Source organism: Bradyrhizobium sp. NAS96.2, from assembly GCF_001908235.1.
Classification (GTDB): domain Bacteria; phylum Pseudomonadota; class Alphaproteobacteria; order Rhizobiales; family Xanthobacteraceae; genus Bradyrhizobium.
Map to the genome: position 1 here is coordinate 1 of NZ_LGHK01000204.1, position 25,721 is coordinate 25,721.

Sequence of the window (25,721 nt, forward strand, 5' to 3'; positions counted from 1 at the left end):
CACGATCGCATCAAACAGGCCGGACATATGGATGACAGCGATCCGAACCGTTCCAGAAAGCTCTTGTAACACGGGGGCCGTCCACATATGGGTCCCGGCCTTCGCCGGGACGACGATGAGGAGGCGCCATCATGCAAAACCTAAACCCCACAGGCTTCCTCAGCATCGACGGCGCCGAGCTCGAATACCGCATGATCGGGCCCTCGCCTGAGTCCGCACCCACCATCGTGATGCTGCATGAAGGCCTCGGCTGCGTCGGCCTGTGGGGCGACTTCCCGGAGAAGCTGCAGGCGGCGACCGGCGCCGGCGTGTTTGTCTATTCGCGCGCGGGCTATGGCGCGTCGTCGCCGGTGAAGCTGCCGCGTCCGGTCGATTACATGCATCGCGAGGCGCTCGACGTGCTGCCGAAGCTGCTCGACCGGATCGGCTTCAGCCGCGGCCTCTTGGTGGGCCACTCCGACGGTGCCTCGATCGCCGCGATCTATGTCGGCGCGCACCAGGATCATCGCCTGCAAGGCCTTGCGCTGCTCGCGCCGCACTTCATCGTCGAGGACATCTCGGTGCGGTCGATCGCCGAGATCAAGACGTTCTACGAGACCACCAATCTGAGAGAGAAGCTCGCGCGCTGGCACAAGGATGTCGACAACGCCTTCTATGGCTGGAACGGTGCCTGGCTCGATCCGGCATTCCGCGACTGGGATATCTCCGACTATCTCGCCTATATCCGCGTGCCGGTGCTGATCGTGCAGGGTGCGGACGATCAATACGGCACGATGCGTCAGGTCGAGATCGCCCAGGAGGAGTGCTATTGCCCGGTCGACGTTGCGGCCATCGCGGGCGCGGGCCATTCGCCGCATCGCGAGGCGCCCGCGGTGACGCTGGACGCGGTGACCGAATTCGCCAAGGCGGCGCTGCGCGATGACCCGGCACTGGCGGCCTGACATTTCCTGCTGGTGCTAGCCCATTGGCCCAGCGAGCGATTTTTCGGAACATGAAACAAAATGCATGTTTTAGCGTTTTGAACTGGACTGGATCGAAAACATGCATTATTGTGCATGAAGACAAGACGAACCTTCAAACGAACAACAGGTAAGGGTGGCCCATGGCTGGTGACGATCGCGTCCTTGCAGGCGGGGCGAAGTACATCGATTTCCAGACCGAACCGTCGCGCTACCGGCACTGGAAGCTCGACGTCGCCGGCGACGTCGCGACGCTGACCATGGACGTCGACGAGAACGCCGGCCTGTTCGAGGGCTATCAGCTCAAGCTCAATTCCTATGACCTCGGCGTCGACATCGAACTTGCCGATGCCGTGCAGCGGCTGCGCTTCGAGCATCCCGAAGTGAAGGTCGTGGTGATGCGCTCGGGCAAGAACCGCGTGTTCTGCGCCGGCGCCAACATCCGCATGCTGGCGGGATCGACCCACGCCCACAAGGTCAACTTCTGCAAGTTCACCAACGAGACCCGCAACGGCCTGGAAGATTCCAGCGAGAACTCCGGCCAGAGCTTCATCACCGTCGTCAACGGCACCGCGGCCGGCGGCGGCTATGAGCTGGCGCTCGCGACCGACCACATCATGATGGCCGATGACGGCGCCGCCGCCGTCGCGCTGCCGGAAGTGCCGCTGCTCGCGGTGCTGCCTGGCACCGGCGGCCTCACCCGCGTCGTCGACAAGCGCAAGGTGCGCCGCGACCACGCCGATTTCTTCTGCACCATCGAGGAAGGCATCAAGGGCAAGCGCGCCGTGCAATGGCGGCTGGTCGACGAGATCGCGCCGAACTCCAAGCTCGAGGGCAAGCTTGCCGAGCGCGTCAAGGAATTCGCCGCCAGGTCGAAGCGCAACGGCGCGGGCAAGGGCCTTGCGCTGACGCCGCTCAACCGCACCATCGACGACAGCGCGATCCGCTACGGCTTCGTCAGCGTCGACATCGATCGCACTGCCCGCATCGCCACCATCTCGATCAAGGCGCCGGAAGCCGCTGCACCCGCCGATCTCGACGGCATGATCGGACAGGGCGCGGCGTTCTGGCCGCTGCAGGTCGCCCGCGAGCTCGACGATGCGATCCTGCATCTGCGCATCAACGAGCTCGAGATCGCGATGCTGGTGTTCAAGAGCCACGGCGACCGCGCCAATGTCGTGTCCTACGACGCATTCCTGGAGGCCAACAAGGCGCACTGGCTGGTCAACGAGGTCAGGCACTACTGGAAGCGCGTGCTCAAGCGCATCGACGTCACCTCGCGCACGCTGGTGACGCTGGTCGAGCCCGGCTCCTGCTTCGTCGGCACCTTGGCCGAGCTCGTGTTCGCCGCCGACCGCTCCTACATGCTGATTGGCCAGAAGCAGGGCGACAACCGCCCGCCGCCGGCGATCGAGCTGACCGCGATGAATTTCGGGCCGTACCCGATGAGCCACGGCCTGACCCGGCTGCAATCGCGCTTCCAGGCCGATCCGTCGGATCTGGAGCGCGCGCAAGCTGCGATCGGCAAGGCGCTCGATGCCGAGGAGGCCGAGGAGCTCGGCCTCGTCACCTTCGCGCTCGACGACATCGACTGGGACGACGAGGTCCGCGTGTTCTTCGAGGAGCGCACCTCGTTCTCGCCCGACGGCCTCACCGGCATGGAAGCCAATCTGCGCTTCGTCGGTCCCGAGACCATGGAATCGAAGATCTTCTCGCGCCTCACCGCGTGGCAGAACTGGATCTTCCAGCGGCCCAACGCGGTCGGTGAGGACGGCGCGCTGCGCCGCTACGGCACCGGCCAGAAGGCGCAATTCGACATGACGCGAGTGTAGAGGGCGAATACCGCCGTCATCCTGAGGTGCGAGCGCTTGCGAGCCTCGAAGGATGATTGGAGGCAAGAATGCCAGACAAGCATCCTTCGAGACGCGCTACGCGCTCCTCAGGATGACGGTTGAGCAAGACGCGATACGCACCGAAACGATATCAAGGAGCACGCCATGAATATGAACATCATGAACGTCGATTACTCGACCAAGATTCCGAACAACGTGAATCTCGCCGAGGACCGCCAGGTGCTCAAGGCGCTGGAGGGCTGGCACCCCGGTTACATGGACTGGTGGAAAGACATGGGACCGGACGGCTTCCAGGAGTCGCTGGTCTATCTGCGCACCGCCTACTCGGTCGATCCGCGCGGCTGGGCCAAGTTCGACTACGTGCGGATGCCCGAATATCGCTGGGGCATCCTGCTTGCACCGCAGGAAGAGAACCGCGTCATTCCGTTCGGCGAGGACTACGGCAAGCCGGCCTGGCAGGAAGTCCCCGGCGAGCATCGCGCGATGCTGCGCCGCCTGATCGTGATCCAGGGCGACACTGAACCTGCCTCGGTCGAGCAGCAGCGCCATCTCGGCAAGACCGCGCCTTCGCTCTACGACATGCGCAATCTGTTCCAGGTCAATGTCGAGGAAGGCCGCCATCTCTGGGCGATGGTCTACCTTTTGCAGAAGTATTTCGGCCGTGACGGCCGCGAGGAAGCGGATGATTTGCTCCGCCGCCGCTCGGGCGATGCGGATTCACCGCGCATGTTAGGGGCCTTCAACGAGGCGACGCCGGACTGGCTGTCGTTCTTCATGTTCACCTACTTCACCGACCGCGACGGCAAGATGCAGCTGCACTCGCTGGCGCAGTCGGGCTTCGATCCGCTGTCGCGCACCTGCCGCTTCATGCTGACCGAGGAAGCCCACCACATGTTCGTCGGCGAGACCGGCATCACCCGCGTCGTGCAGCGCACCTGCGATGCGATGAAGGAGGCCGGCATCACCGATCCGAACGACATCGCAAGGATCCGTGCGCTCGGCGTGATCGACCTGCCGACCATCCAGAAGAAGCTGAACCTGCACTATTCGCTGTCGCTCGACCTGTTCGGCTCTGAAGTGTCGACCAACGCGGCGAACGCCTTCAATGCCGGCATTAAGGGCCGCTACAAGGAAACCACGATCGACGACGACCATCAGCTGAAGAGCTCGACCTATCCGGTCATGAAGCTGGTCGACGGCCAGATCAAGATGGTCGACGAGCCGGCGCTGACCGCGCTCAACATGCGGCTGCGCGACGACTACACGCAGGATTGCGTCAAGGGCATGCTGCGCTGGAATAAGGTGATCTCGACCGCGGGCATCGACTACAAGCTCCAGGTGCCGAGCACCGCCTTCCACCGCCAGATCGGCGAGTTCAAGGACGTCCATGCGACGCCCGATGGCCTCCTGATCGACGACGCCACCTGGGCGAGCCGCAAGAACGACTGGCTGCCATCGACCGCCGACGGCGACTTCATCGCCTCGCTGATGAAGCCGGTGACCGAACCCGGCGAGTTCGCCTCCTGGATCTCGGCGCCCAAGGTCGGCATCGACAACAAGCCGGGCGACTTCGAGTATGTGAGGATCGAGAGCTGATCCTCATCTAACAGTTCCTCTCCTCCCGGAGGGGCCGGAAAGGGGTGAGCCGACAAGGTCCTGGCTCGCCCCTTTTCTTTTTTGCGTCGTGCGCTCACTCCGTCATCACCCGCGAAAGCGGGTGATCCAGTATTCCAGAGACAGCAGAGCGGGATTGAGAGCCGCGGCGTACTGGATGCCCCGGTCTAGCCGGGGCATGACAGCGGTAGAAGGGCGCCTAAGGTCGATCGTCGCGATACCGCGCTACCCCGCGATCTCCAGCCCCGCGGTCGCGTAGACCACGCCGCCGTCGACCGCGATGGTGTTGCCCACCACATAGTCGCCGGCGCGGGAGGCGAGATAGATCGCGGTGCCCGCCATATCCTCGTCGCTGCCGACCCGCCGGGACGGAACGCGTTGTGCGACTTCATCCGCGTGGTCGCGCGCGGCGCGATTCATGTCCGACTTGAAGGCGCCCGGCGCGATCGCGGTGACGTTGATGTTGTCCTTGATCAGCCGCGTCGCCATCCGGCGCGTCAGATGGATCACCGCGGCCTTGCTCGCGGCATAGGAATAGGTCTCCATCGGGTTGACGAAGATGCCGTCGATCGAGGCTATGTTGATCACCTTGCCGGGCTTGTCGTGGCTCGCCGCCGCACGCAGCGGCTTGGCCAGCGCCTTGGTCAGGAAGAAGATCGACTTGACGTTGAGGTTCATCACCTTGTCCCAGCCGCTCTCCGGGAATTCGTCGAAATCCGCGCCCCACGCCGCGCCGGCATTGTTGACCAAGATGTCGAGCTTCGGCTCGCGCTTGATGATTTCGCTCGCGAGCTTGTCGCAGCCCTCGACGGTCGAGATGTCGATCGGCAGCGCGATGCATTCGCCGTCATAGGCGGCTGACAGTTCCTGGGCGGTGGCCTCGCAGGGGCCGGCCTTGCGCGCGGTGATGTAGACCTTGGCGGCACCCTGCGCGAGGAAGCCGGCCGCGATCATCTTGCCGATGCCGCGCGATCCTCCGGTCACCAATGCGACGCGGCCTTTCAGTGAAAACAGATCCTTGAACATGCGCTCCTCCATTGCGTTGCCGATGGTTCTGATCGCGGCCGGGGATCGAGTCAAGGAAGGAGAGGGTCTGTAGCCCGGATGCAGCGAAGCGAAATCCGGGGCAGCTCTATTCGTGGCGGCGGCCGTCCCGGATTGCGCTTCGCTGTATCCGGGCTAGGTTCGCGTGGTCTTACGCCGCATCGATCCGGCGAAAACCATTCCACACCGCGGTCGCGGCGCCGGAGGTCAGCACCGGCAAGAGCCGCGCGTCCTGGTAATTGCCGTTCAGCGAGACCCGCTGCAAGGCGGTCAGATGGTCGGCGCTTTCGGGAAACAGCATGCCCGGCCGTGTCGTCACCGCGGTCCGGAAGCCGATCGACTTCGCGAGGGCGAATTCGCGCTGCCCGGCGGCGATCCGGTCGCCATAGGGATAGGCGAGATGCGCGACTTGCCGCTGCAGCGCGTCCTCGATCCGCGCCCGGCTGGTGGCGAGCTCGAACGATGCGATGGTCTCGCTCTGCTTGGCGAGATTGCAATGGGTGATGGTATGGGCGCCGATCGTGACCAGCGGATCGGCGGCGAAGCCGCGCAATTCGTCCCAGGTCATGCAGAGCTCGCGCGCGATACCGGCCTCGTCGACGCCATGGCGGGTGCACAGCGCGGAGATCTCGGCCTGCATCTCCTGCTCGCCCGGCAGCGAACGCAGCCAGTCGTGCATGCGGCCGAACGCCGTGCGCTTGGCTTGCGGCGTTGCGGTGTCGATCCGCGTCATGACGCCGGCGATCGGCACCTCGATCGCCGATGCCGCCGCGATGATCCGCTCCAGCGCGATCCACCACAATTTGCCGCAGCCGTCGGCGAAATCGCTCGCGACAAACACCGCGAACGGTGCGCCGAACTCGCGCATCACAGGCAGCGCGAAATCGCGGTTGTCGCGATAGCCGTCGTCGCAGGTGAAGCAGGCGAAGCGCCGCGCGAAATTCCGTTCGGTGAGGCGGCGATGCGCCTCGTCCATGCTGACGATTTCGACGTCGAGCGCGCGCAGATGCGTCAGCATCGCACGCAGGAAGTCCGGCGTGACCTCGAGATGATGGTTGGGCTGGAACGCGTCGGCGCGCCGCGGGCGGACGTGGTGCAGCATGAAGATGGCGCCGACGCCGGCGAATATCGGCCGCAGCAGGATATGCGCACCCGAAAAATACAACGCCTCCATCCCGGCACGGATCACGGTGTTGCGGAGTTGTTTCATGAGGGCACGGGCTGGCCGATTTGCATTCCGCCGCAAACTTAGCGAAAGACCACTGAAGAAATTGTTATCCCGGTCCGACATGGCGGCCCCGCCATGGCGTTCGATTTGGGGTTTGACAGTCGGCCAAGGGTTTGTTTTCTCTCTGCTTCCCGACCCGGCAGGATGCTGAATGCACGGACTTTTCAAGTGGAGTAGCAAGTGGTGGCCTGGGGTGATTCCGCTGGTCGTCCTGTGGGGTATCGCGGCCTGGACCTCGACGGCGACGGTCGAAGCGGACCTCGCCGCGCGCTCTAATGCCGCACTGAAGGACACCGTCCTCGACAAGCGCCGCATCAGCGTCGACGGCCGTGACGTGACGTTTGCCGCCAATGCCTTCTCCGAGGACGGCCGGCTCAGTGCGGTGGCGTCGGTCGAAGCCGTGCCGGGTGTGCGGCTGGTCAACGACGAGACCCGCCTTGTTCCCGAGGCCAAGCCCTATGTGTGGTCGGCGGAGCGCGACGTGGTGCGCGTCACGCTTGGCGGCAACGCGCCGCTGCCGTCGAGCAAGAGCAAGCTGACCGAGGCCGCGAAGGCCAGTCTCGGCGGTGTCGAGGTGGTCGATCAGATGGCGCTCGCCCGCGGCGCGCCACAGCGGTTCGATCCGGCGGCGCTGTTGCTGCTCGACCAGATCGGCAAGCTGAAGGAAGGCAAGGTCACGCTGACCGACAACAAGGTTGCGCTCGCCGGCATGGCGCGCGAGCTCGGCGGACGTGAAGCGGTCGCGGCGGCGCTGAAGAACCTGCCGGAGGGCTATTCGATCGCCGCCAACGACATCAAGGCGCCGCCTTACGTGTTCCAGGCCTACAAGGACCCGGTCGCGGTGACGCTGACGCTGACCGGCTACGTGCCCGACAACAACGTGCATGCCGCGCTGGTCGCCGCCGCCGGCCGCAAGTTCTTCAGCGAGAAGGTGGTCGACAATCTCAAGGCCAGCATCGGCGCACCCTCGGGGTTTGCGGCGGCGGTGGTGCCTGCGCTCGGTGCGCTGTCGCGGCTGTCGACCGGGACGCTCGTGGTGTCGGATCGCGAGGTGAAGCTGTCGGGCGATGCGCTCTACGATGCCGCGGCCGGCCAGATCCGCGACGGGCTCGGCAAGGACTTTCCGCAGGGCTGGCAGTACAAGGCCGAGGTCACGGTCAAGCCTGCGGCGGCGCCGGTCGATCCCACCGTGTGCCAGCAGCTGTTTTCCGAGATCCTCTCGAGGGGCAAGATCCGCTTCGAGTCGGGTAAGGCCGATATCGTTCCTGACTCCGCCGGCCTGCTCGACCGCCTGATCGAGACTGCGATGCGCTGCCCCAATGCGACGATCGAGGTCGCCGGCCACACCGACAGCGATGGCGAGGAGGCGGCCAACCAGGCATTGTCGGAGCGGCGCGCGCAGGCCGTGGTGGATTACCTGGTGCGAGCCGGACTGCCTGCCAACCGTTTCACGCCGATCGGCTATGGCAGCACGCAGCCGCTCGCCGGCAACGAGAATGAAGACGGCAAGGCGCAGAACCGCCGCATCGAATTCGTGGTGAAGTAGCGATGACCGTGCTCGCGACATTCTTCTGGGGTTGGCTGCTCGGCGCCGCGCTGCTCGGCTTCGGCATGGGCTGGATCGCAGTGGTGCACCGGGCGCAGGCCGTCTCACGGGTCTGGATGATCTGGCTCGCGCTGCTCGCCGCCGCGCTGGTCGCGGCATCATTCGCGCGGGTCGTGCCCGGCCGCTTCGGCTATTGGCTCGACCTCTTCCTGGTCATGTTCGCGCTTTACCTCGTCGGCTGCGCGATCGGCTCCTGGCTGCGCGACTGGGTGGTCTCGCGCAGCAAGCCGGCGAGCTGACCCCCTAAAAAACCCTTGATCTATCCGCCTGGGCGGCGGCGCCACGCGCGGTGCGCGCCGCATTCATCTTAGGGCTTGACATTAATACGTACGTACGTATTAAATCATGCCCATGCCAAAACCCTCTCTCCGCGATGCCATCCTCGACGCCGGCCTGAAGGAAATGTTCCGGACCGGCTATCACGGTACCAGCGTGCGCGACGTCACCACGGCTGCCGGCGCGCCGCAGGGCTCGTTCACCAACCATTTCCGCTCCAAGGAGCTGTTCGCCTCCGAAGTGCTGCACCGCTACTTCGCCTATGTGCGCTGCCTCGTCGCGGAGGCGCTGGGCGACACCTCGCTGCCGCCGCGCGAGAGGCTCCGCCGCTATCTCGATCTCATCACCGGCAAGCTTGCCCATGATGGCTTCACCCGCGGCTGCCTGATCGGCGATTTCAGCCTCGAAGCCTCAGGCACCAGCGAGATGCTGCGCGAGCAGCTCGACGAGATCTTCCGGGAATGGCGCGCGCCATTCGCGGCCTGCATCACCGAGGCCCAGGCCAAGCGCGAGATCGCGTCCGACTTCGATCCCGATGAGCTTGCCGACTTCCTGCTCGCATCCTGGCAGGGCGCCATGCTGCGCATGAAGGTCGAACGCAGCGCGGCTGCGCTCGAGCGTTTCAAGACGATCGCATTCCAAACCGTGTTCAAGGAGTTGCCATGACGACATCCGCCGACATCAGCCTGCATCATCGCGCCGTGCTCGGGTCTACGATGGCCTATCGCGAGCTTGGAGGCAGCGACGCGCCGCACGTGCTGTTCCTGCACGGCAACCCGACGTCGTCCTACATCTGGCGCAACATCATGCCGCTGGTGGCGCCGGTCGGGCATTGCATCGCGCCCGACCTGATCGGCTACGGCCAGTCCGGCAAGCCCGACATTGCCTACCGCTTCTTCGACCAGGCGGACTATCTCGACGCGCTGATCGACGAGCTCGGCATCAGCTCGGCGTATCTCGTCGCCCAGGATTGGGGCACGGCGCTCGCATTCCACCTTGCGGCGCGGCGCCCGCAGCTCGTGCGCGGGCTCGCCTTCATGGAGTTCATCCGCCCGATGCGGGACTGGCCCGACTTCCACCAGCACGAGGCCGCGCGGGGGACCTTCCGGAAATTCCGCACGCCGGGCGTGGGCGAGGCGATGGTCCTCGACGGCAACGCGTTCGTCGAGCGCGTGCTGCCCGGCTCGATCCTGCGCGCGCTCAGCGACGAGGAGATGGAGGCCTACCGCGCGCCGTTCGCGACGCGCGAGAGCCGCAAGCCGACCTTGATGCTGCCGCGCGAGTTGCCGATCGCGGGCGAGCCTGCCGATGTCGATCGGGCGCTCACCACCGCGCACGCCGCGCTTGCGGCTTCGACCTATCCGAAGCTGCTGTTTGCCGGCTCGCCCGGGGCGTTGGTGTCGCCGGCCTTCGCCGCCGAATTCGCGGCGCGGCTGCAGCATTGCGCGGTCATCCAGCTCGGCGCGGGCGCGCATTACCTGCAGGAAGATCATCCCGAGGCGATCGGTCGCTCGGTCGCCGGCTGGATCGCCGGCATCGAGGCCGCGAGCGCGCAGCATCTTGCAGCCTGAAAGATGGGAGAACACGCCATGACCGACCTCTCGATCACCTATTGCCGTCCCTGCGGCTACGAGAAGCGCGCCAGGGCGGCGGCCACGCTGCTGCGCGACCGCCTTGGCCTCGATGCGGAACTGGTGCCGGGCAAGGGCGGCGTCTTCGAGGTCAAGCTTGACGGCAAAGTGATCGCCAGGCGCGTGAAGGGACATTTCCCCGATGCCGCCGATATCGTTCACCGCGGTGGCTACCGCGCGGGCATAACGAACCGCGGACTTGCCTCGTCGCCGTCGCAATGATCATTGCAGCGGCGATTTCGTTGACCGGATGCCGCGCGGCGCATCAGCCCCCGTAGTTTCCCGGGTGGTCTTGCGCGCCATTCGCCGGGCTAACTGCCGCACGTGCATGTCAAGCCCTGTCGAAGGCGGCGAGAAACGCGCATATTTGTGCACCCGCTGTCATGAATCATCCCTAATATCTTGAAGATGCGCGTTTTATTGTCGTTTGACGAATTCCACTCCGGCTTAAAACGCGCTACACGGGGCAGGGCACAGCGAAGCGCCGGCGGAGATCGCCCGGGAGCCGTCGTCGCGGGATCGCAATTCGAGGTCTAGATGCTGGAAGCAATACGCAGGGCGATGGCGTTTCTACGCCAGAAGCAATTCCTGCATCGGCTGGGTGTTGTCATCAGCATCGCCGTCATCGGCATCGCCTGCTACGTCCTCTACCACATGCTGCGCGGCATCGACACCAACGAGGTGCTCGAGGCCATCAAGAGCACCGAGCCGCGGCAGATCATGCTGGCGGGACTCTTCGTCGCAGCCGGCTATTTCACGCTGACCTTCTACGATCTGTTCGCGGTGCGCGCGATCGGCCATGCCCACGTGCCCTATCGCATCAATGCGCTCGCGGCATTCACCTCCTATTCGATCGGCCACAATGTCGGTGCCAGCGTCTTCACCGGCGGCGCGGTGCGCTACCGGATCTATTCGGCCTGGGGATTGAACGCGATCGACGTCGCCAAGATCTGCTTTCTCGCCGGCCTGACCTTCTGGCTCGGCAACGCCGCGGTGCTCGGGCTCGGCATCGCCTATCACCCGGAAGCCGCCGCCAACATCGACCAGTTGCCGCCCTGGCTCAACCGCACGCTGGCGTTCGGCATCATCATCGCGCTGGTCGCCTATGTGGTCTGGGTCTGGACCCAGCCGCGGGTGGTCGGCCGCGGGCCTTGGACGGTGACCCTGCCGGGCGGCCCGCTGACGCTGCTGCAGATCGCGATCGGCATCATCGACCTCGGCTTCTGCGCGCTGGCGATGTACGTGCTGGTGCCGGACGAGCCCAATCTCGGCTTCGTCGTGGTCGCGGTCATCTTCGTGTCGGCGACCCTGCTCGGCTTCGCCAGCCACTCCCCCGGCGGGCTCGGGGTGTTCGACGCCGCCATGCTGGTCGGCCTCTGGCAGATGGACCGCGAGGACCTGCTCGGCGGTATGCTGCTGTTCCGCCTGCTCTACTATATTGCGCCATTCGTCATATCTGTAATCTTGCTGACGTTTCGGGAGGTTATCGTCGGCGCCCGACTCAAACGGCTGCCGCAGACTGATTCGGGTCCCCGCGCCGAGCCGCACCATGAGGCGGTTCTGGTCCGCAAGCGCGGTGATTCCGGGGTCTGATGACGCGGCCAGATGCCTCCCGAGGGACGGTCGATATGACCGCGCCTGGGCGAGACACGAACCGACGGGAAGAAAGCCGCCGCGATGGCAATTGACGATACCCCGCAGTCCATTTTCTCGCCCTGGCCCGACCGCCTGCGCCATTCCGCGCTGATCCTGCTTGCCGCAGCGCTGGCGCTCAGCGTGGTGGTCGCGCTCGGCGAATTGTCGCTGGTGCGCGCCTGCGCGGTGTTCGTCTGCATCGCGGCTGCGGCGCTGGTGCCATGGCGGCTGCACGATGCCGGCGCCTCGCGCGAGGATGTCCGCCACGGCAATCCAGTCGAGGCGACCGCCGTCAGCGCCGTCGTCGCCGGCATGCCGGATCCGGCCGTGCTGCTCGATCGCGCCGGGCGCGTCATCCATCTCAACACCGCTGCGGCCCAACTTGCGCCGGCGCTGCGCAAGAACGAGCTGGCGCAATTTGCCCTGCGTTCTCCGGAGATTATCACCGCGCTGCGCGAGGCGATCGCGACCACCGAGCCGCGCCGCGCCACCTACTCCGACCACGTTCCGGTCGATCGCTGGATGGAATTGGTGATCACGCCGGTGCCGGTGCCGACCCAGTTCGGCGGCACCGAGAAGTGCATGCTGATGACCTTCCACGACCTGACACCGCTGCGCCGGGTCGAGGAGATGCGCGCCGATTTCGTCGCCAATGCCAGCCATGAGCTGCGCACGCCGCTCGCCGCGCTGTCCGGTTTCATCGACACGCTGCAGGGGCCGGCGCGCGAGGACGCCCGGGCGCGCGAACGCTTCCTCGGTATCATGCACACCCAGGCCACCCGCATGGCGCGGCTGATCGACGACCTGCTGTCGCTGTCGCGGGTCGAGTTGTCGGCCCATGTGCGGCCCGAGGCCTCGATCGACATCGTGCCGATCATCCGCCAGGTGGCCGACGGGCTCGAGGCGCTGGCCAGCGAACGCCAGGTCGAGATCGACGTCGACCTGCCGCAGGCCCCGGTCACGATCGCCGGCGACCGCGAGGAACTGCTCCGCCTGTTCGAGAACCTGATCGAGAACGCCCTCAAATACGGCGCCTCGGGCGGCCGCGTCATAGTGTCGCTCAATCAGACCGTTCCGGGCGCATCGGGCGAAGGGAGCCCCGAAATCCGTGTCATGGTACGGGATTTCGGCCCCGGCATCGCGCCCGAGCACCTGCCGCGGCTGACCGAGCGGTTCTACCGGGTGGATGTCGGCGACAGCCGTAACCAGGGCGGAACGGGCCTCGGATTATCGCTGGTGAAACATATTCTTAACCGTCATCGCGGGCGTCTTTTGATCGAGAGCGTGCCGAACAATGGCGCGACTTTTACCGCCTGTTTTCCCCGGCCGAAGCCCTCGCTTCCGACCCAAAGCTAAGTATTTTCAGCCGCTTAGCTCTGTCATCCAACTGTCATCCAACCTTCGTAAAAGCAGCACCGACCGCTCCTAGATGGACCGGCGTGAGCGCGATCGGGCGCGTTCGGCGCTTCGCTCACAAGATGGAGACCACCCCATGAATTTCATCAAAGCAATCGTCGCTGCCGGCATGGTCGCCGCTTCGACGTCGGCCTTCGCTGCCGACATTACCGGCGCGGGCGCGACGTTTCCGTTCCCGATCTATTCGAAGTGGGCTGACGCCTACAAGAAGGACACCGGCAATGGCCTGAACTATCAGTCGATCGGTTCCGGCGCCGGCATCAAGCAGATCCAGGCCAAGACCGTGACCTTCGGCGCCACCGACGCCCCGCTCAAGGCCGAGCAGCTCGAGAAGGATGGCCTCGTCCAGTGGCCGATGGTGATGGGCGCGATCGTTCCGGTCGTGAACGTCGAAGGCGTCAAGCCCGGCGACCTCGTGCTGTCGGGCGAAGTGCTCGGCGACATCTATCTCGGCAAGATCACCAAGTGGAATGACGCGGCGATCGCCAAGCTCAATCCGAAGCTGACCCTGCCGGCCGACGCCATCACCGTCGTGCGCCGTTCGGATGGTTCGGGCACCACCTTCAACTTCACCGACTACCTCTCCAAGTCGAACGCCGACTGGAAGTCCAAGGTCGGTTCCGGCACCGCGGTCGAGTGGCCGGTCGGCGTCGGCGCCAAGGGCAACGAAGGCGTTGCCGGCAACATCAGCCAGACCAAGAACGCGATCGGCTATGTCGAATACGCTTATGCCAAGCAGAACAAGCTGACCTACACCGCCCTGGTCAACAAGGCCGGCAAGACCGTGCAGCCGACCATCGCCGCCTTCCAGGCGGCTGCGTCGAATGCCGACTGGTCCAAGGCCCCCGGCTACTACGTGATCCTGACCGACCAGCCGGGCGAAGCCTCCTGGCCGATCACCGCGGCGACCTTCATCCTGATGCACAAGGACTCGACCGACAAGGCGGCCTCGCAGGAAGCGCTCAAGTTCTTCAAGTACGCCTTCGAGAAGGGCGGCAAGGCGGCCGAAGAGCTCGACTACATCCCGATGCCGGACTCGGTCGTCAAGCTGATCGAGAAGACCTGGTCCTCGGACATCAAGAGCTAAGTCCGACGCTTCGAACAAGGCCTGTGCCGCCCCACCGGCGGCGCAGGTTGGGCGACCAAGACCCGGGTTCCGTCACCGCCGAAGACGCGCGGATGGGGCCCGGGTTCGCGCCCCCGGCGCAACCGGAACGACGCCCGGCCTCATGCGTCAGTGAAGATCGCTTCGGGGCGTGGCGGTTTGTGCAGGTTTCAAATAAAAAAGAGGGGATAGGCGTGGCAGACATGGCTGTTCAGGGCGATGTAATGGAAGCCGCGGGACCTTACGATCGCGCCAAGGCCCTCAGCGCCTTCAAGCTCGGTGATCTGACCTTCTACTGGATCACCCGTATCTCGGCGATCTCGGTTCTGTTGATCCTCGGCGGCATCATCCTGTCGCTGATCGTCGGCGCCTGGCCGGCGATGAAGGAATACGGCTTCGCCTTCCTCTGGACGCAGCGCTGGGCGCCCTCGGCCGATCCGCCGGTGCTCGGCGCGCTCGGCCCGATCTACGGCACGCTGATCACCTCGATCATCGCGATGCTGATCGCCATTCCGGTCGGCATCGGCATCGCTGTGTTCCTCACCGAGCTCTGCCCGCAAATGCTGCGCCGCCCGATCGGCATCGCCATCGAGCTGCTCGCCGGCATCCCCTCCATCATCTACGGCATGTGGGGCTTCTTCGTGCTGGGCCCGTTCCTGGCCAACACGTTCCAGCCCTTCATGATCCGGATCTTCGAGGGCGTGCCGGTGCTGGGCGCGATATTCGCGGGGCCGCCGTCCTATCTCAGCTTGTTCAACGCCGCGCTGATCCTCGCCATCATGGTGCTGCCCTTCATCACCGCGATCTCGGTCGACGTGTTCAAGACCGTGCCGCCCGTGCTGAAGGAAGCCGCCTACGGCATGGGCTGCACCACCTGGGAGGTCGTCCGCAGCGTCGTGATCCCCTACACCCGCGTCGGGGTGATCGGCGGCATCATGCTGGCGCTCGGCCGTGCGCTCGGCGAGACCATGGCGGTGACCTTCATCATCGGCAACTCGTTCCGCATCTCGTCGTCGATCTTCGCGCCGGGCACCACGATCTCGGCGGCGATCGCCTCCGAATTCGCCGAGAGCGACGGCCTGCACCAGTCCGGCCTGATCCTGCTCGGCCTCTTGCTGTTCGTGCTGACCTTCTTCGTGCTCGCCGGCGCGCGGCTGATGCTGATGCGGCTTGAAAAGAAGGCGGGGAAGTAACGCCATGAACCCGATCTACAAATCCCGCCGCCGCAGCGACATCGTCGTTCGCGCACTCTGCGTCGGCGCGGCGCTGTTCGGCGTCACCTGGCTGGCGCTGATCCTGTTCACGCTGCTCTATAACGGCCTTGCCGGTCTCAGCGTGCAGCTGTTCACCCAGAACACGCCGCCGCCGGGCTCGACCAACGGCGGTCTGCTCAACGCCATCGTCGGTTCGGTCATCATGACCGTGATCGGCGTCGGCATCGGGGCGCCGCTAGGCCTGTTCGCCGGCACCTACCTCGCCGAATACGGCAAGAACGACAAGCTCACCTCGGTGATCCGCTTCATCAACGACATCCTGCTCAGCGCGCCTTCGATCATCATCGGCCTGTTCATCTATGGTGCGGTGGTGGTGCCGATGCGCGGCTTCTCGGCGATCGCGGGCGCGCTGGCGCTCGCCGTGATCGTGATCCCGGTCGTGCTGCGCACCACCGAGGACATGCTGCTGCTGGTGCCCAATCCGCTGCGCGAGGCGGCCTCGGCGCTCGGCCTGCCGCGTTCGCTGGTGATCAAGCGGATCGCTTATCGTGCTGCGCGCAGCGGCTTGATCACCGGCGTGCTGCTGGCGACGGCCCGTGTCGCCGGCGAAACCGCGCCGCTGCTGTTCACCGCGCTGTCGAACCAGTTCTTCAGCTGGGATTTGACCAAGACGATGGCCAACCTGCCGGTGACCATCAACAACTTCGTGCAGAGCCCCTACGCCTACTGGAAAGAGCTGGCGTGGAGCGGCGCACTGCTGATCACATTCACCGTACTCGCGCTTAATATCGGCGCGCGTATCCTTGGTGCCGAAAGGGCCGCAAAATGACCGAGCTTTCCGTCTCCACGACTGCCGCGGGCCACATTCCCCAGGTTCCGCTTCCGGAAGCGCCGCCGAAAGTCACGGTGCGCAACCTCAACTTCTATTACGGCGAGCACCACGCGCTGAAGAACATCAACCTGACGCTGGGCACCAACCGCGTCACGGCGTTCATCGGCCCGTCGGGCTGCGGCAAGTCGACCCTGCTGCGGATCTTCAACCGGATGTATGACCTCTATCCGGGCCAGCGCGCGGTCGGCCAGCTGATGCTGGACCAGACCAACATTCTCGATCCCAAGCTCGACCTCAATCTGCTGCGTGCGCGGGTCGGCATGGTGTTCCAGAAGCCGACGCCGTTCCCGATGACGATCTACGAGAACATCGCCTTCGGCATCCGCCTCTATGAGAAGATCTCGAAGTCCGAGATGGACGACCGGGTCGAGAAGGCGCTGCGCGGCGGCGCGCTGTGGAACGAGGTCAAGGACAAGCTGAACGCCTCCGGCCTGTCGCTCTCCGGCGGCCAGCAGCAGCGCCTGTGCATCGCGCGGACCGTCGCGGTGCGCCCCGAGGTGATCCTGTTCGACGAGCCCTGCTCGGCGCTCGATCCGATCTCGACTGCGAAGGTCGAGGAGCTGATCCAGGAGCTCTCCGAGGACTACACGATTGCGATCGTCACCCACAACATGCAGCAGGCGGCGCGCGTCTCCGACAAGACCGCCTTCATGTATCTCGGCGAACTGATCGAGTTCGACGACACCAACAAGATCTTCACCTCACCGAGCGATCGGCGCACCCAGGACTACATCACCGGCCGGTTCGGTTGACCGGCGCATGATCCGGAAAAGTGGAAACCGGTTTTCCGATCAGATCATGCTAAAATTCAGGACACGAAATCATGATCCCCGGGATCATGATTGAGGGGAGACAAGCGATGGCTTCTGAACATACCGCCAAGGCATTCGACAGCGACCTGCAGGAGTTGACCCGCCTGGTCGCCGAGATGGGCGGCCTCGTTGAGCGGATGATTACCGAGTCGGTCGACGCGCTGATCCGTCGCGACGTCGCGCTCGGCAAGCGCGTGGTCGCCGCCGACATCGAGATCGACAATCTGCAGCGCGTCATCGAAGAGCGCGCGGTGCTGACGATCGCGCGCCGCCAGCCGATGGCGATCGACCTGCGTGAAATCGTCAGCGCGATGCGCGTCGCCACCGACCTCGAGCGGATCGGCGATCTCGCCAAGAACATGGGCAAGCGCGTCGCGGCGCTGGAAAGCGATTTCCAGCCGCTGAAGCTGATCCGCGGCCTGGAGCACATGACCGACCTCGTGCTGTCGCAGGTCAAGTCGGTGCTCGACGCCTATGCCGCGCACGATCTGCCGGCAGCGATGAACGTCTGGAAGGGCGACGAGGAGGTCGACGCGATCTGCACCTCGCTGTTCCGCGAGCTGCTCACCTACATGATGGAGGATCCGCGCAACATCTCGTTCTGCATCCATCTGATGTTCTGCGCCAAGAACATCGAGCGGATCGGCGATCACGCCACCAACATCGCCGAGACGGTGTTCTACATGATCGAGGGTCAGCAGATCACCGACAAGCGCCCGAAGGGCGACATGACGACTTTTGCCACCACGGTGCCGGGTACCTAGAACATGATCCGCAAGCGCGGAGCCGGATTGTCTTTCCGACAAGTCGTTTCCGCGGGGATTGTGCTCAGGAAAGTAAGCGTTTCGGTTTGCGTCTGGGCAACGGATCACCACAGAGAAAGAACTTAAACCGATGAGCGCACGCATTCTGGTAGTCGAAGACGAGGAAGCGCTGACGACGTTGTTGCGCTATAACCTCGATGCGGAAGGCTACGATGTCGAAACAGTGGGTCGCGGCGACGATGCCGATACTCGGCTGAAGGAGCGCGTTCCCGACCTCGTGGTGCTGGACTGGATGCTGCCGGGCCTGTCCGGCATCGAGCTGTGCCGCCGCCTGCGGGCGCGGCCCGAGACCAAGCAGCTTCCGATCATCATGCTGACCGCGCGCGGCGAGGAGAGCGAGCGCGTGCGCGGACTTGCCACCGGCGCCGACGATTACATCGTCAAGCCGTTCTCGGTGCCCGAATTGCTGGCACGGGTGAAGGGCCTGTTGCGCCGCGCGAGCCCGGAGCGGCTTGCGACCGTGCTGACCTATGGCGACATCGAGCTCGACCGCGAGAAGCGCCGCGTGGCGCGCTCGGGCCGCCCGATCGATCTCGGTCCGACCGAGTATCGGCTGCTCGAATTCTTCCTCGAGCATCCCGGCCGCGTGTTCAGCCGCGAACAGCTGCTCGACAGCGTCTGGGGCCGCGACATCTACATCGATGAGCGCACCGTCGACGTGCATATCGGCCGCCTGCGCAAGCTGCTCAATCCGGGCCGCGAGCAGGATCCGATCCGCACCGTGCGCGGCGCCGGCTACGCGCTCGACGACCGCTTTGCGAAAGCCGAGCCGCAGCCGTAACGGCTGCGGGTGTGCGCGAGAATCGGTTCGTCATGACGTGAGGTGAGCAAACTGTCGGGCTCCCTCCCCCCTTGCGGGGGAGGGTGGGGAGAGGGGTAAGCCCCGGGCGGTGCTATGAGACATGTAGCGACGCTTGATCAACCCAACCGAAGACGCGCTTGCAGCTTTGCTCATATTCGTCGCGATTATCATCAGCGGAGCAAGCGGTACCCCTCTCCCCAACCCTCCCCCGCAAGGGGGAGGGAGCCTGATCTGCGTGCTCACCTCACGTCATGCGCTGCGCTACATCGGGGCTACAATCTGATGCACACAAAAAAATCCCCGCTTTCGCGGGGATTTGTTTTTGCAGTCCAGGCTAGTTTCCCGAGTGCTTACTTGATCTGTGGCTTCGCCGACGGCCGGCGCCGATCGGCAGCGGGCTGGTAGGCGACGCGCGAGTGATGTGCGCAATAGGGCAGCCCGGCGAGCGCCTTGCCGCCGCAGAAGAAGAACTCCGGGCTCGAGGGATCGCCGACCGGCCAGTGGCAGGTGGCTTCGTTGAGCTCGAGCAGCGACAGCCGCTGGCTCATCGGCACCACGTTGTCGTAGGAGATCGGATCGGGCTCCATCTCGACCTCGAAGGCATGCGCGAGCGCGGTGTTGCCGCGCGAGACCGGGCGCGCCACCCGCATCATGTGCTGGGCGGGACGGGCCTTGCGCTGCCGCGGCGCAGCCGTCGAAGGGGCCTTGGCGCGGCCGGAGAGGCCGAGCCGGTGCACTTTGCCGATCACGGCGTTTCGCGTCACATTGCCAAGTTCCGCCGCGATCTGGCTGGCCGAGAGGCCGGATTCCCAGAGCTTCTTCAGCTGCTCGACGCGATCGTCGGACCAGGTCAATACAGTCATCGCATTCTTCCTTTCGCATGGCGCCGGCCAATCATCGGAGCGGCGCTGCGAGCCAATCTGGACAAATATCCCTGCGGCCAGAATCCCTTAGCCCTCGCCGGGCACGGTGTTGCGCCCGAACGTTTACGCGAGACACGAAGGCTACTTAGAGGGTCCAGTACTGCCGCACGAGATGTCGTACCCGACAGGCCAAACGCTACAATATGGCGTGACTCTGGCGCAAGAGTCCGCGGCCGTGCGTCCACATGTTCCCACACAGTTAGGCATTGCAATGAGGCTTTTCCACCGCACCGGAATGCTCCGGATTGCGCATGCTGCGCATTGCAGGAAGGCCGGCAAAAGGGCGGCTCCTGGCGATTGACACGGTCCCGCCGCAGCATAGAATGTTGCCCACGTGCCGCCCGCAAAGGCGGCCGTTTTGTTTTCCGAAGCTGGCCGTTGCTGCGCTGGCGTCAATGCGCGCGGCAATTGTCGGCCTCAAACCGGCAGTGAACGCCATGACCAACAACGCCTCGTCGCATCTGCTCCCCGTCTTCGCCAGGGTCGATCTCGGCTTCGAGCGCGGTGAGGGCGCCTGGCTGATCGCAACCAACGGCGACCGCTATCTCGATTTCACCTCGGGGGTTGCGGTGAACGCGCTCGGGCATGCGCATCCGCATCTGGTCAAGGCGCTGCAGGAACAGGCGACCAAGCTGTGGCACATGTCGAACCTGTTCAAGAGCCCGGACGGCGAGGTGCTCGCCGCGCGGCTGTGCGAGCAGAGCTTTGCCGACTTCGTGTTCTTCTGCAATTCCGGCGCGGAAGCAATGGAGGGCGTTATCAAGCTGGTCCGCCACTATCACTTCTCCAAGGGCCATGGCGAGCGCTACCGCATCATCACCTTCGAAGGCGCCTTCCATGGCCGCACGCTGGGCACGCTGGCTGCGACCGGCTCGGCGAAATATCTCGAGGGCTTCGGCCCGCCGATGGACGGCTTCGACCAGGTGCCGCATGGCGACATCGAGGCGGTGAAGAAAGCGATCGGCCCGCACACCGCCGGCATCCTGATTGAGCCGGTGCAGGGCGAGGGCGGCGTGCGCGGCGCGCCGCAGGCATTCTTCAAGGCGCTGCGTGCGCTGTGCGACGAGCATGGCCTGTTGCTCGCATTCGACGAGGTGCAGACCGGCATGGGGCGCACCGGCGAGCTGTTCGCCTACAAGCGCACGGGGGTGACGCCGGATGTGATGTCGCTGGCGAAGGCGCTCGGCGGCGGCTTCCCGATCGGCGCGGTGCTGGCGACGGCGCAGGCTGCGGCCGGCATGGCGCCGGGCTCGCACGGCTCGACCTTCGGCGGCAATCCGCTCGCGGTCGCCGCGGCCAATGCCGTGCTCGACGTCATGCTCAAGCCCGGCTTCTTCGAACACGTGCAAAAGATGTCGCTGCTGCTCAAGCAGAAGCTCGCCTCCGTCGTCGACCGCTATCCCGGCGTGCTGTCGGAGGTGCGCGGCGAGGGCCTGTTGATCGGCGTCAAGGCCGTGGTGCCGTCGGGCGATTTGATCGCCGCGCTGCGCAACGAGAAGCTGCTCACCGTCGGCGCCGGCGACAACGTGGTGCGGTTCCTCGCGCCATTGATCGTGACCGAGGCCGAGATCGACCAATCGATCACCTCGCTCGAGCGCGCCTGCGCGACATTATCGGCGGCGCAGCCGAGGAAGGCCGGATAATGAGCAAGCCGGTCCGTCACTTCCTCGACATCAACGAGCTGCCGCTCGGCGAGTTGCGCAACATGCTCTCCGCCGGAGCCGCCATGAAGGCGAAGCTGAAGGCGCATGAGAAGGGCAGGAAGCCGCTCGAGGGCAAGACGCTGGCGATGATCTTCGAGCGCCCCTCGACCCGCACCAGGGTGTCGTTCGACGTCGGCATGCGCCAGCTCGGCGGTGAATCCATCATGCTGACCGGCGCCGAGATGCAGCTCGGCCGCGGCGAGACCATCGCCGACACCGCGCGCGTGCTGTCGCGCTATGTCGATGCGATCATGATCCGCATCCTCAACCATGACGCGCTGCTCGAACTCGCCGCGCACGCCACCGTGCCCGTCATCAACGGCCTGACCCGGCGTTCGCATCCCTGCCAGGTGATGGCCGACCTCATGACCTATGAGGAAAATCGCGGCTCGATCGCGGGCAAGACCGTGGCCTGGACCGGCGACGACAACAACGTGCTGGCCTCCTGGGCGCACGCCGCCGAGCGGTTCAAGTTCCAGCTCAATGTCGCGACCCCGCCGGAGCTGTCGCCGAAGAAGCCGATGCGCGACTGGATCAAGGCGACCGGCGCGCCGATCGTGCTCGGCACCGACCCGGAAGCCGCCGTGCGCGGCGCCGACTGCGTCGTCACCGACACCTGGGTGTCGATGGGCGACAAGGAGGGCGAGCACCGCCACAACGTGCTGCAGCCCTATCAGGTCAATGCCAAGCTGATGTCGCTGGCCAAGCCGGACGCGCTGTTCATGCACTGCCTGCCCGCGCATCGCGGCGAGGAGGTCACCGACGAGGTGATCGACGGGCCGCAATCCGTGGTGTTCGACGAGGCGGAAAACCGCCTGCATGCGCAGAAGGGCATTCTGGCCTGGTGCTTTAACGAAGTCGCGTAAGCGCCAATGCTGTCGTCCCTGCGAAAGCAGGGACCCATACGCCGCGGCTCATGAAAGAGGCACAAGGGGAGACGTCTTGTGCCGCGACAAAACCCTGTGGTTATGGGTCCCTGCTCCAGTGCGCAATTGCGCACAAGGCAGGGACGACGCATCTCTCTGTTAGTGAACCCCTTTCGTTTTGCGGTCCGAGACCCCAGATAGAGCGCCATGGTTTCACAATCCCCCGACATCAAAATCACGCCCGAGGCGCCGGTTCGCGCGCCGTCAGCGGTTCCTGTCGACGATGCCGTGCTGGCCTTCGAGGTTGGCGCGCTGGATTTGCGCGGCCGGCTGACCCGGCTCGGCCCCGCGCTCGACGAGATCCTGCACAAGCACGATTACCCGCCGGCAGTCGGCAAGCTGCTGGGCGAAGCCATCGTGCTGACCACGCTGCTCGGCTCGACAGTCAAGTTCGAGGGCCGCTTCATCCTGCAGACCCGGACCGAAGGTCCGGTCTCGCTGCTGATCGTCGATTTCCAGGCGCCCGACCGGCTGCGTGCCTATGCGCGCTACGACGCGGCGCAGCTCAAGCCGGGGCAGAGCTCGGGCGAGTTGCTCGGCAAGGGTCACCTTGCGATGACGATCGACCAGGGCTCGAACACCAGCCGCTACCAGGGGCTGGTCGCGCTCGATGGCGGCGGCCTGGAAGAGGCGGCCCACGAATATTTCCTGCGCTCGGAACAGATCCCGACGCGGGTGCGGCTTGCGGTCGGCGAGGAGATGCGCGGCGGCGAAGGCGGCAAGCTGCATTGGCGCGCCGGCGGCATCCTGCTGCAATTCCTGCCCAAGGCGCCGGAGCGCGCCAAGCAGGCCGATCTGCATCCGGGTGACGCGCCGGAAGGCACGGTCACGCACTCGGTGCCGGATGACGATGCCTGGGTCGAGGGCCAGTCGCTGATCTCGACTGTCGAGGACGTCGAACTGATCGATCCCGATCTGTCCGGCGAGCGGCTGTTGTACCGCCTGTTCCACGAACGCGGCGTCCGCGTCTTCAATCCGCAATCGCTGCGCGCGCAGTGCTCCTGCTCGCGCGATGCGGTGTCGTCGATGCTGAAGAGCTTCGCGCCGAACGATCGCGCCGAGATGGTCAAGGACGGCAAGGTTGTCGTGACCTGCGAGTTCTGCTCGTCGGTCTACGAATTCACGCCGCAGGAAGCCGGCGTCGAATAGGCGCGCTCCCTCCACGCGCAAGTCATCGTAGCCCGGATGAAGCGCAGCGAAACCCGGGGTCGTTCCAACCGCGGGTGCACCCGCCCCGGATTGCGCTTTGCTCCATCCGGGCTACGCAGGCGTCAGTTCAGCACCCTTTTCCCGTCCGGGCTGTCCAGCGAGAACGTCGGCACGTCGATCTCGAAGCGCTCGCCGGCTTCGGTGACCATCTGGTAGCTGCCGGTCATGAAGCCGGAGGCGGTCGGCAGCGGCACGCCGCTCGTGTATTCGAAGCGTTCGCCGGGCGCGAGCACCGGCTGCTCGCCGACCACGCCCTCGCCGCGCACCTCCTGGCGGCGGCCGGTGGCGTCGGTGATGACCCAGTGCCGCGTCCGCAGCTGCACCGTTTCCGGGCCCGAATTGACGATCACGATCCTGTACGACCAGAAATACTCGCGCCGGTCGACCGACGAGCGCTCGGGCATGAAGTTCGGCTCGACGGTGACTTCGATCTGGCGGGTAACGGCGCGGTACATACGGCTCAATCCGATGGTCGTGGTGCGTGATCTGATTTCGACCGGATCACGCTCAATCAGGGTGCCATCATAGCCAATTGGTCAGCCGGAACCAATCGCCTGCCAGACTGTGAAAACCCGGCCCCGTGGACGGTCCGTTCATCGCGGTTTCAACATAGTTCCGCTCTAAAGCGCGGCCGCATGTCGCCGCACTCTGCGCTTTGTCGGCAAGTCGCGGACCGATATTATCTTTTCAGCACGGCATGCGGGCGTCCGCAGCTGACACGGTGTTTGATGAGCTCGATTGCCGATCCCATAGCCGGTTCGCCGGTGGCTGACGCCAAAGCCGAGGCGAAGGTTGCAGCGGCGGCGCCCGCGATCACGCTGCCCGCGACCGGCGAGCGCGAGCTGCGGCTCGATCTGTTCCGCGGGCTCGCGCTGTGGCTGATCTTCATCGATCATCTGCCGACCAATCTCCTGACCTGGCTGACGATCCGCAATTACGGCTTCTCCGACGCCACCGAGATCTTCATCTTCATCTCCGGCTACACCGCGGCCTTCGTCTATGGCCGCGCAATGCTGGAGGGCGGCTTCGTGATCGCGACCGCGCGCATCCTGCGCCGGGTCTGGCAGATCTATGTCGCGCATGTCTTCCTGTTCACGATCTTCCTCGCCGAGATCTCCTATGTCGCGACCTCGTTCGAGAACCCGCTGTACAGCGAGGAAATGGGGATCATGGACTTCCTCAAGCAGCCCGACGTCACCATCGTGCAGGCGCTGTTGCTGCGCTTCCGCCCCGTCAACATGGACGTGCTTCCGCTCTATATCGTCCTGATGCTGTTCCTGCCGCTGATCCTGTGGCTGATGAAATGGAAGCCCGATGTCACGCTCGGCCTGTCGGTGCTGCTCTACGCGCTGACCTGGCAGTTCGATCTTTACCTCTCGGCCTATCCGAACGGCTTCTGGGCGTTCAATCCGTTCGCCTGGCAATTGCTGTTCGTGTTCGGCGCCTGGTGCGCGCTCGGCGGCGCGCGGCGGATGTCGCGCATCCTGTCGTCGAACATCACGATGTGGATCTGCATCGCCTATCTGGTCGCCGCGTTCTTCGTGACGCTGACCTGGTACGTGCCGCAGCTCGGCCACATCATGCCGAAGGTGATCGAGCAGTGGATGTATCCGATCAACAAGACCGACCTCGACGTGCTGCGGTTCGCGCATTTCCTGGCGCTCGCAGCCCTCACGGTGCGCTTCCTGCCCCGGGATTGGCCGGGGTTGAAATCGCGCTGGCTGCGACCATTGATCCTGTGTGGCCAGCATTCGCTTGAGATATTCTGTCTCGGGGTCTTCCTCGCCTTTGCCGGTCACTTCGTGCTGGCCGAAGTCTCGGGCGGTGCCGCACTGCACGCCTTGATCAGCGTCTGCGGCATCCTCATCATGTGGGGCATGGCGTGGATTATTTCGTGGTACAAGCACTCCGCCGACAAAGGCGCCTCGAAAAAAGGCGCCACCGGCAACGCCGATCTGGCGGGAGGGGGAGCATGAAGTCCGCGCGGACGATGCTGGGCCTGATGCTGCTGGCCGCCACTTTGGCGGCGGCGCCCGCGCGCGCCGGCGA

At 64.9% G+C, this 25,721-nt stretch carries 24 protein-coding genes; 20 read left to right on the top strand and 4 right to left on the bottom strand.

The genetic code is table 11. From position 1 onward, the window contains the following. The first annotated feature begins 131 nt into the window (after positions 1-131). The 3 genes from AC628_RS34180 (at position 132) to boxB (ending at position 4,408) form a co-directional block, all read left to right on the top strand. Entirely contained in the window at positions 132-941 is an 810-nt protein-coding gene (locus AC628_RS34180) for an alpha/beta fold hydrolase (RefSeq protein ID WP_074131115.1), read from the top strand. Positions 942-1,102: 161 nt separating this feature from the next. Beyond that, a complete protein-coding gene (boxC, locus tag AC628_RS34185; protein ID WP_074131116.1) occupies positions 1,103-2,791 on the top strand; it encodes a 2,3-epoxybenzoyl-CoA dihydrolase in 1,689 nt (562 codons plus the stop codon). A 165-nt stretch (positions 2,792-2,956) separates the two neighbouring features. Beyond that, entirely contained in the window at positions 2,957-4,408 is a 1,452-nt protein-coding gene (boxB, locus tag AC628_RS34190; RefSeq protein ID WP_074131117.1) for a benzoyl-CoA 2,3-epoxidase subunit BoxB, read from the top strand. Positions 4,409-4,651: 243 nt separating this feature from the next. Here the strand turns inward: boxB and AC628_RS34195 are convergent, their stop codons facing one another. Then, positions 4,652-5,452, bottom strand: a complete 801-nt coding sequence (locus AC628_RS34195; RefSeq protein ID WP_074131134.1) for an SDR family NAD(P)-dependent oxidoreductase — start codon at positions 5,450-5,452, stop codon at positions 4,652-4,654. Positions 5,453-5,621: 169 nt separating this feature from the next. Next, the gene (locus AC628_RS34200; RefSeq protein WP_074131118.1) at positions 5,622-6,680 is read right to left on the bottom strand and encodes a polysaccharide deacetylase family protein; all 1,059 of its coding nucleotides are present in this window, start codon (positions 6,678-6,680) and stop codon (positions 5,622-5,624) included. Positions 6,681-6,849: 169 nt separating this feature from the next. Between AC628_RS34200 and AC628_RS34205 the strand changes: the two genes are divergently transcribed. From AC628_RS34205 to phoB, 13 genes are all read left to right on the top strand, one after another. Beyond that, entirely contained in the window at positions 6,850-8,244 is a 1,395-nt protein-coding gene (locus AC628_RS34205) for an OmpA family protein (protein WP_074131119.1), read from the top strand. Positions 8,245-8,246: 2 nt separating this feature from the next. Continuing rightward, a complete protein-coding gene (locus AC628_RS34210) occupies positions 8,247-8,543 on the top strand; it encodes a hypothetical protein (RefSeq protein WP_074131120.1) in 297 nt (98 codons plus the stop codon). A 112-nt stretch (positions 8,544-8,655) separates the two neighbouring features. Beyond that, on the top strand, positions 8,656-9,246 hold the full coding sequence (locus tag AC628_RS34215) for a TetR/AcrR family transcriptional regulator (RefSeq protein WP_074131121.1): 591 nt from the start codon (positions 8,656-8,658) through the stop codon (positions 9,244-9,246). Continuing rightward, a complete protein-coding gene (locus AC628_RS34220; protein WP_074131122.1) occupies positions 9,243-10,151 on the top strand; it encodes a haloalkane dehalogenase in 909 nt (302 codons plus the stop codon). Before AC628_RS34215 ends, AC628_RS34220 begins: the two co-directional genes overlap by 4 nt. A gap of 18 nt (positions 10,152-10,169) precedes the next feature. Then, positions 10,170-10,433, top strand: coding sequence for a SelT/SelW/SelH family protein (locus AC628_RS34225; protein WP_083633247.1), 264 nt, complete (start codon positions 10,170-10,172; stop codon positions 10,431-10,433). Between the two features lie 315 nt (positions 10,434-10,748). Beyond that, the gene (locus tag AC628_RS34230; RefSeq protein WP_074131123.1) at positions 10,749-11,804 is read left to right on the top strand and encodes a putative bifunctional lysylphosphatidylglycerol flippase/synthetase; all 1,056 of its coding nucleotides are present in this window, start codon (positions 10,749-10,751) and stop codon (positions 11,802-11,804) included. An 84-nt stretch (positions 11,805-11,888) separates the two neighbouring features. Next, a complete protein-coding gene (locus AC628_RS34235) occupies positions 11,889-13,202 on the top strand; it encodes an ATP-binding protein (RefSeq protein WP_074131124.1) in 1,314 nt (437 codons plus the stop codon). 136 nt (positions 13,203-13,338) lie between these two features. Then, positions 13,339-14,349, top strand: a complete 1,011-nt coding sequence (pstS, locus tag AC628_RS34240) for a phosphate ABC transporter substrate-binding protein PstS (RefSeq protein WP_074131125.1) — start codon at positions 13,339-13,341, stop codon at positions 14,347-14,349. A gap of 221 nt (positions 14,350-14,570) precedes the next feature. Then, a complete protein-coding gene (gene pstC, locus AC628_RS34245) occupies positions 14,571-15,560 on the top strand; it encodes a phosphate ABC transporter permease subunit PstC (protein WP_074131126.1) in 990 nt (329 codons plus the stop codon). A gap of 4 nt (positions 15,561-15,564) precedes the next feature. Continuing rightward, on the top strand, positions 15,565-16,410 hold the full coding sequence (pstA, locus tag AC628_RS34250) for a phosphate ABC transporter permease PstA (protein WP_074131127.1): 846 nt from the start codon (positions 15,565-15,567) through the stop codon (positions 16,408-16,410). Then, the gene (pstB, locus tag AC628_RS34255; RefSeq protein WP_074131128.1) at positions 16,407-17,225 is read left to right on the top strand and encodes a phosphate ABC transporter ATP-binding protein PstB; all 819 of its coding nucleotides are present in this window, start codon (positions 16,407-16,409) and stop codon (positions 17,223-17,225) included. The genes pstA and pstB overlap by 4 nt, the downstream gene beginning before the upstream one ends. 107 nt (positions 17,226-17,332) lie before the next feature. Then, positions 17,333-18,049, top strand: coding sequence for a phosphate signaling complex protein PhoU (phoU, locus tag AC628_RS34260; RefSeq protein WP_074131129.1), 717 nt, complete (start codon positions 17,333-17,335; stop codon positions 18,047-18,049). Positions 18,050-18,179: 130 nt separating this feature from the next. Next, on the top strand, positions 18,180-18,890 hold the full coding sequence (phoB, locus tag AC628_RS34265; protein WP_016844067.1) for a phosphate regulon transcriptional regulator PhoB: 711 nt from the start codon (positions 18,180-18,182) through the stop codon (positions 18,888-18,890). 371 nt (positions 18,891-19,261) lie between these two features. On the opposite strand, the gene AC628_RS34270 is transcribed toward phoB, so the two are convergent. After that, complete coding sequence (locus AC628_RS34270; protein ID WP_018269585.1) at positions 19,262-19,774, bottom strand: GcrA family cell cycle regulator; 513 nt, start codon at positions 19,772-19,774, stop codon at positions 19,262-19,264. A 497-nt stretch (positions 19,775-20,271) separates the two neighbouring features. Between AC628_RS34270 and AC628_RS34275 the strand changes: the two genes are divergently transcribed. The 3 genes from AC628_RS34275 to AC628_RS34285 all read left to right on the top strand — a co-directional run bounded on the left by AC628_RS34275 (position 20,272) and on the right by AC628_RS34285 (position 23,612). Continuing rightward, positions 20,272-21,477: an aspartate aminotransferase family protein gene (locus tag AC628_RS34275; RefSeq protein ID WP_074131135.1), complete on the top strand. Its 1,206-nt coding sequence runs from the start codon at positions 20,272-20,274 to the stop codon at positions 21,475-21,477. Next, on the top strand, positions 21,477-22,403 hold the full coding sequence (gene argF / locus AC628_RS34280; protein ID WP_074131130.1) for an ornithine carbamoyltransferase: 927 nt from the start codon (positions 21,477-21,479) through the stop codon (positions 22,401-22,403). Before AC628_RS34275 ends, argF begins: the two co-directional genes overlap by 1 nt. 207 nt (positions 22,404-22,610) lie before the next feature. Further along, entirely contained in the window at positions 22,611-23,612 is a 1,002-nt protein-coding gene (locus tag AC628_RS34285) for an Hsp33 family molecular chaperone (protein WP_074131131.1), read from the top strand. Positions 23,613-23,734: 122 nt separating this feature from the next. On the opposite strand, the gene apaG is transcribed toward AC628_RS34285, so the two are convergent. Beyond that, on the bottom strand, positions 23,735-24,127 hold the full coding sequence (gene apaG / locus AC628_RS34290; RefSeq protein ID WP_074131132.1) for a Co2+/Mg2+ efflux facilitator ApaG/CorD: 393 nt from the start codon (positions 24,125-24,127) through the stop codon (positions 23,735-23,737). A 273-nt stretch (positions 24,128-24,400) separates the two neighbouring features. Between apaG and AC628_RS34295 the strand changes: the two genes are divergently transcribed. Next, positions 24,401-25,648: an OpgC domain-containing protein gene (locus tag AC628_RS34295; RefSeq protein WP_074131133.1), complete on the top strand. Its 1,248-nt coding sequence runs from the start codon at positions 24,401-24,403 to the stop codon at positions 25,646-25,648. Positions 25,649-25,721: the final 73 nt, after the last annotated feature.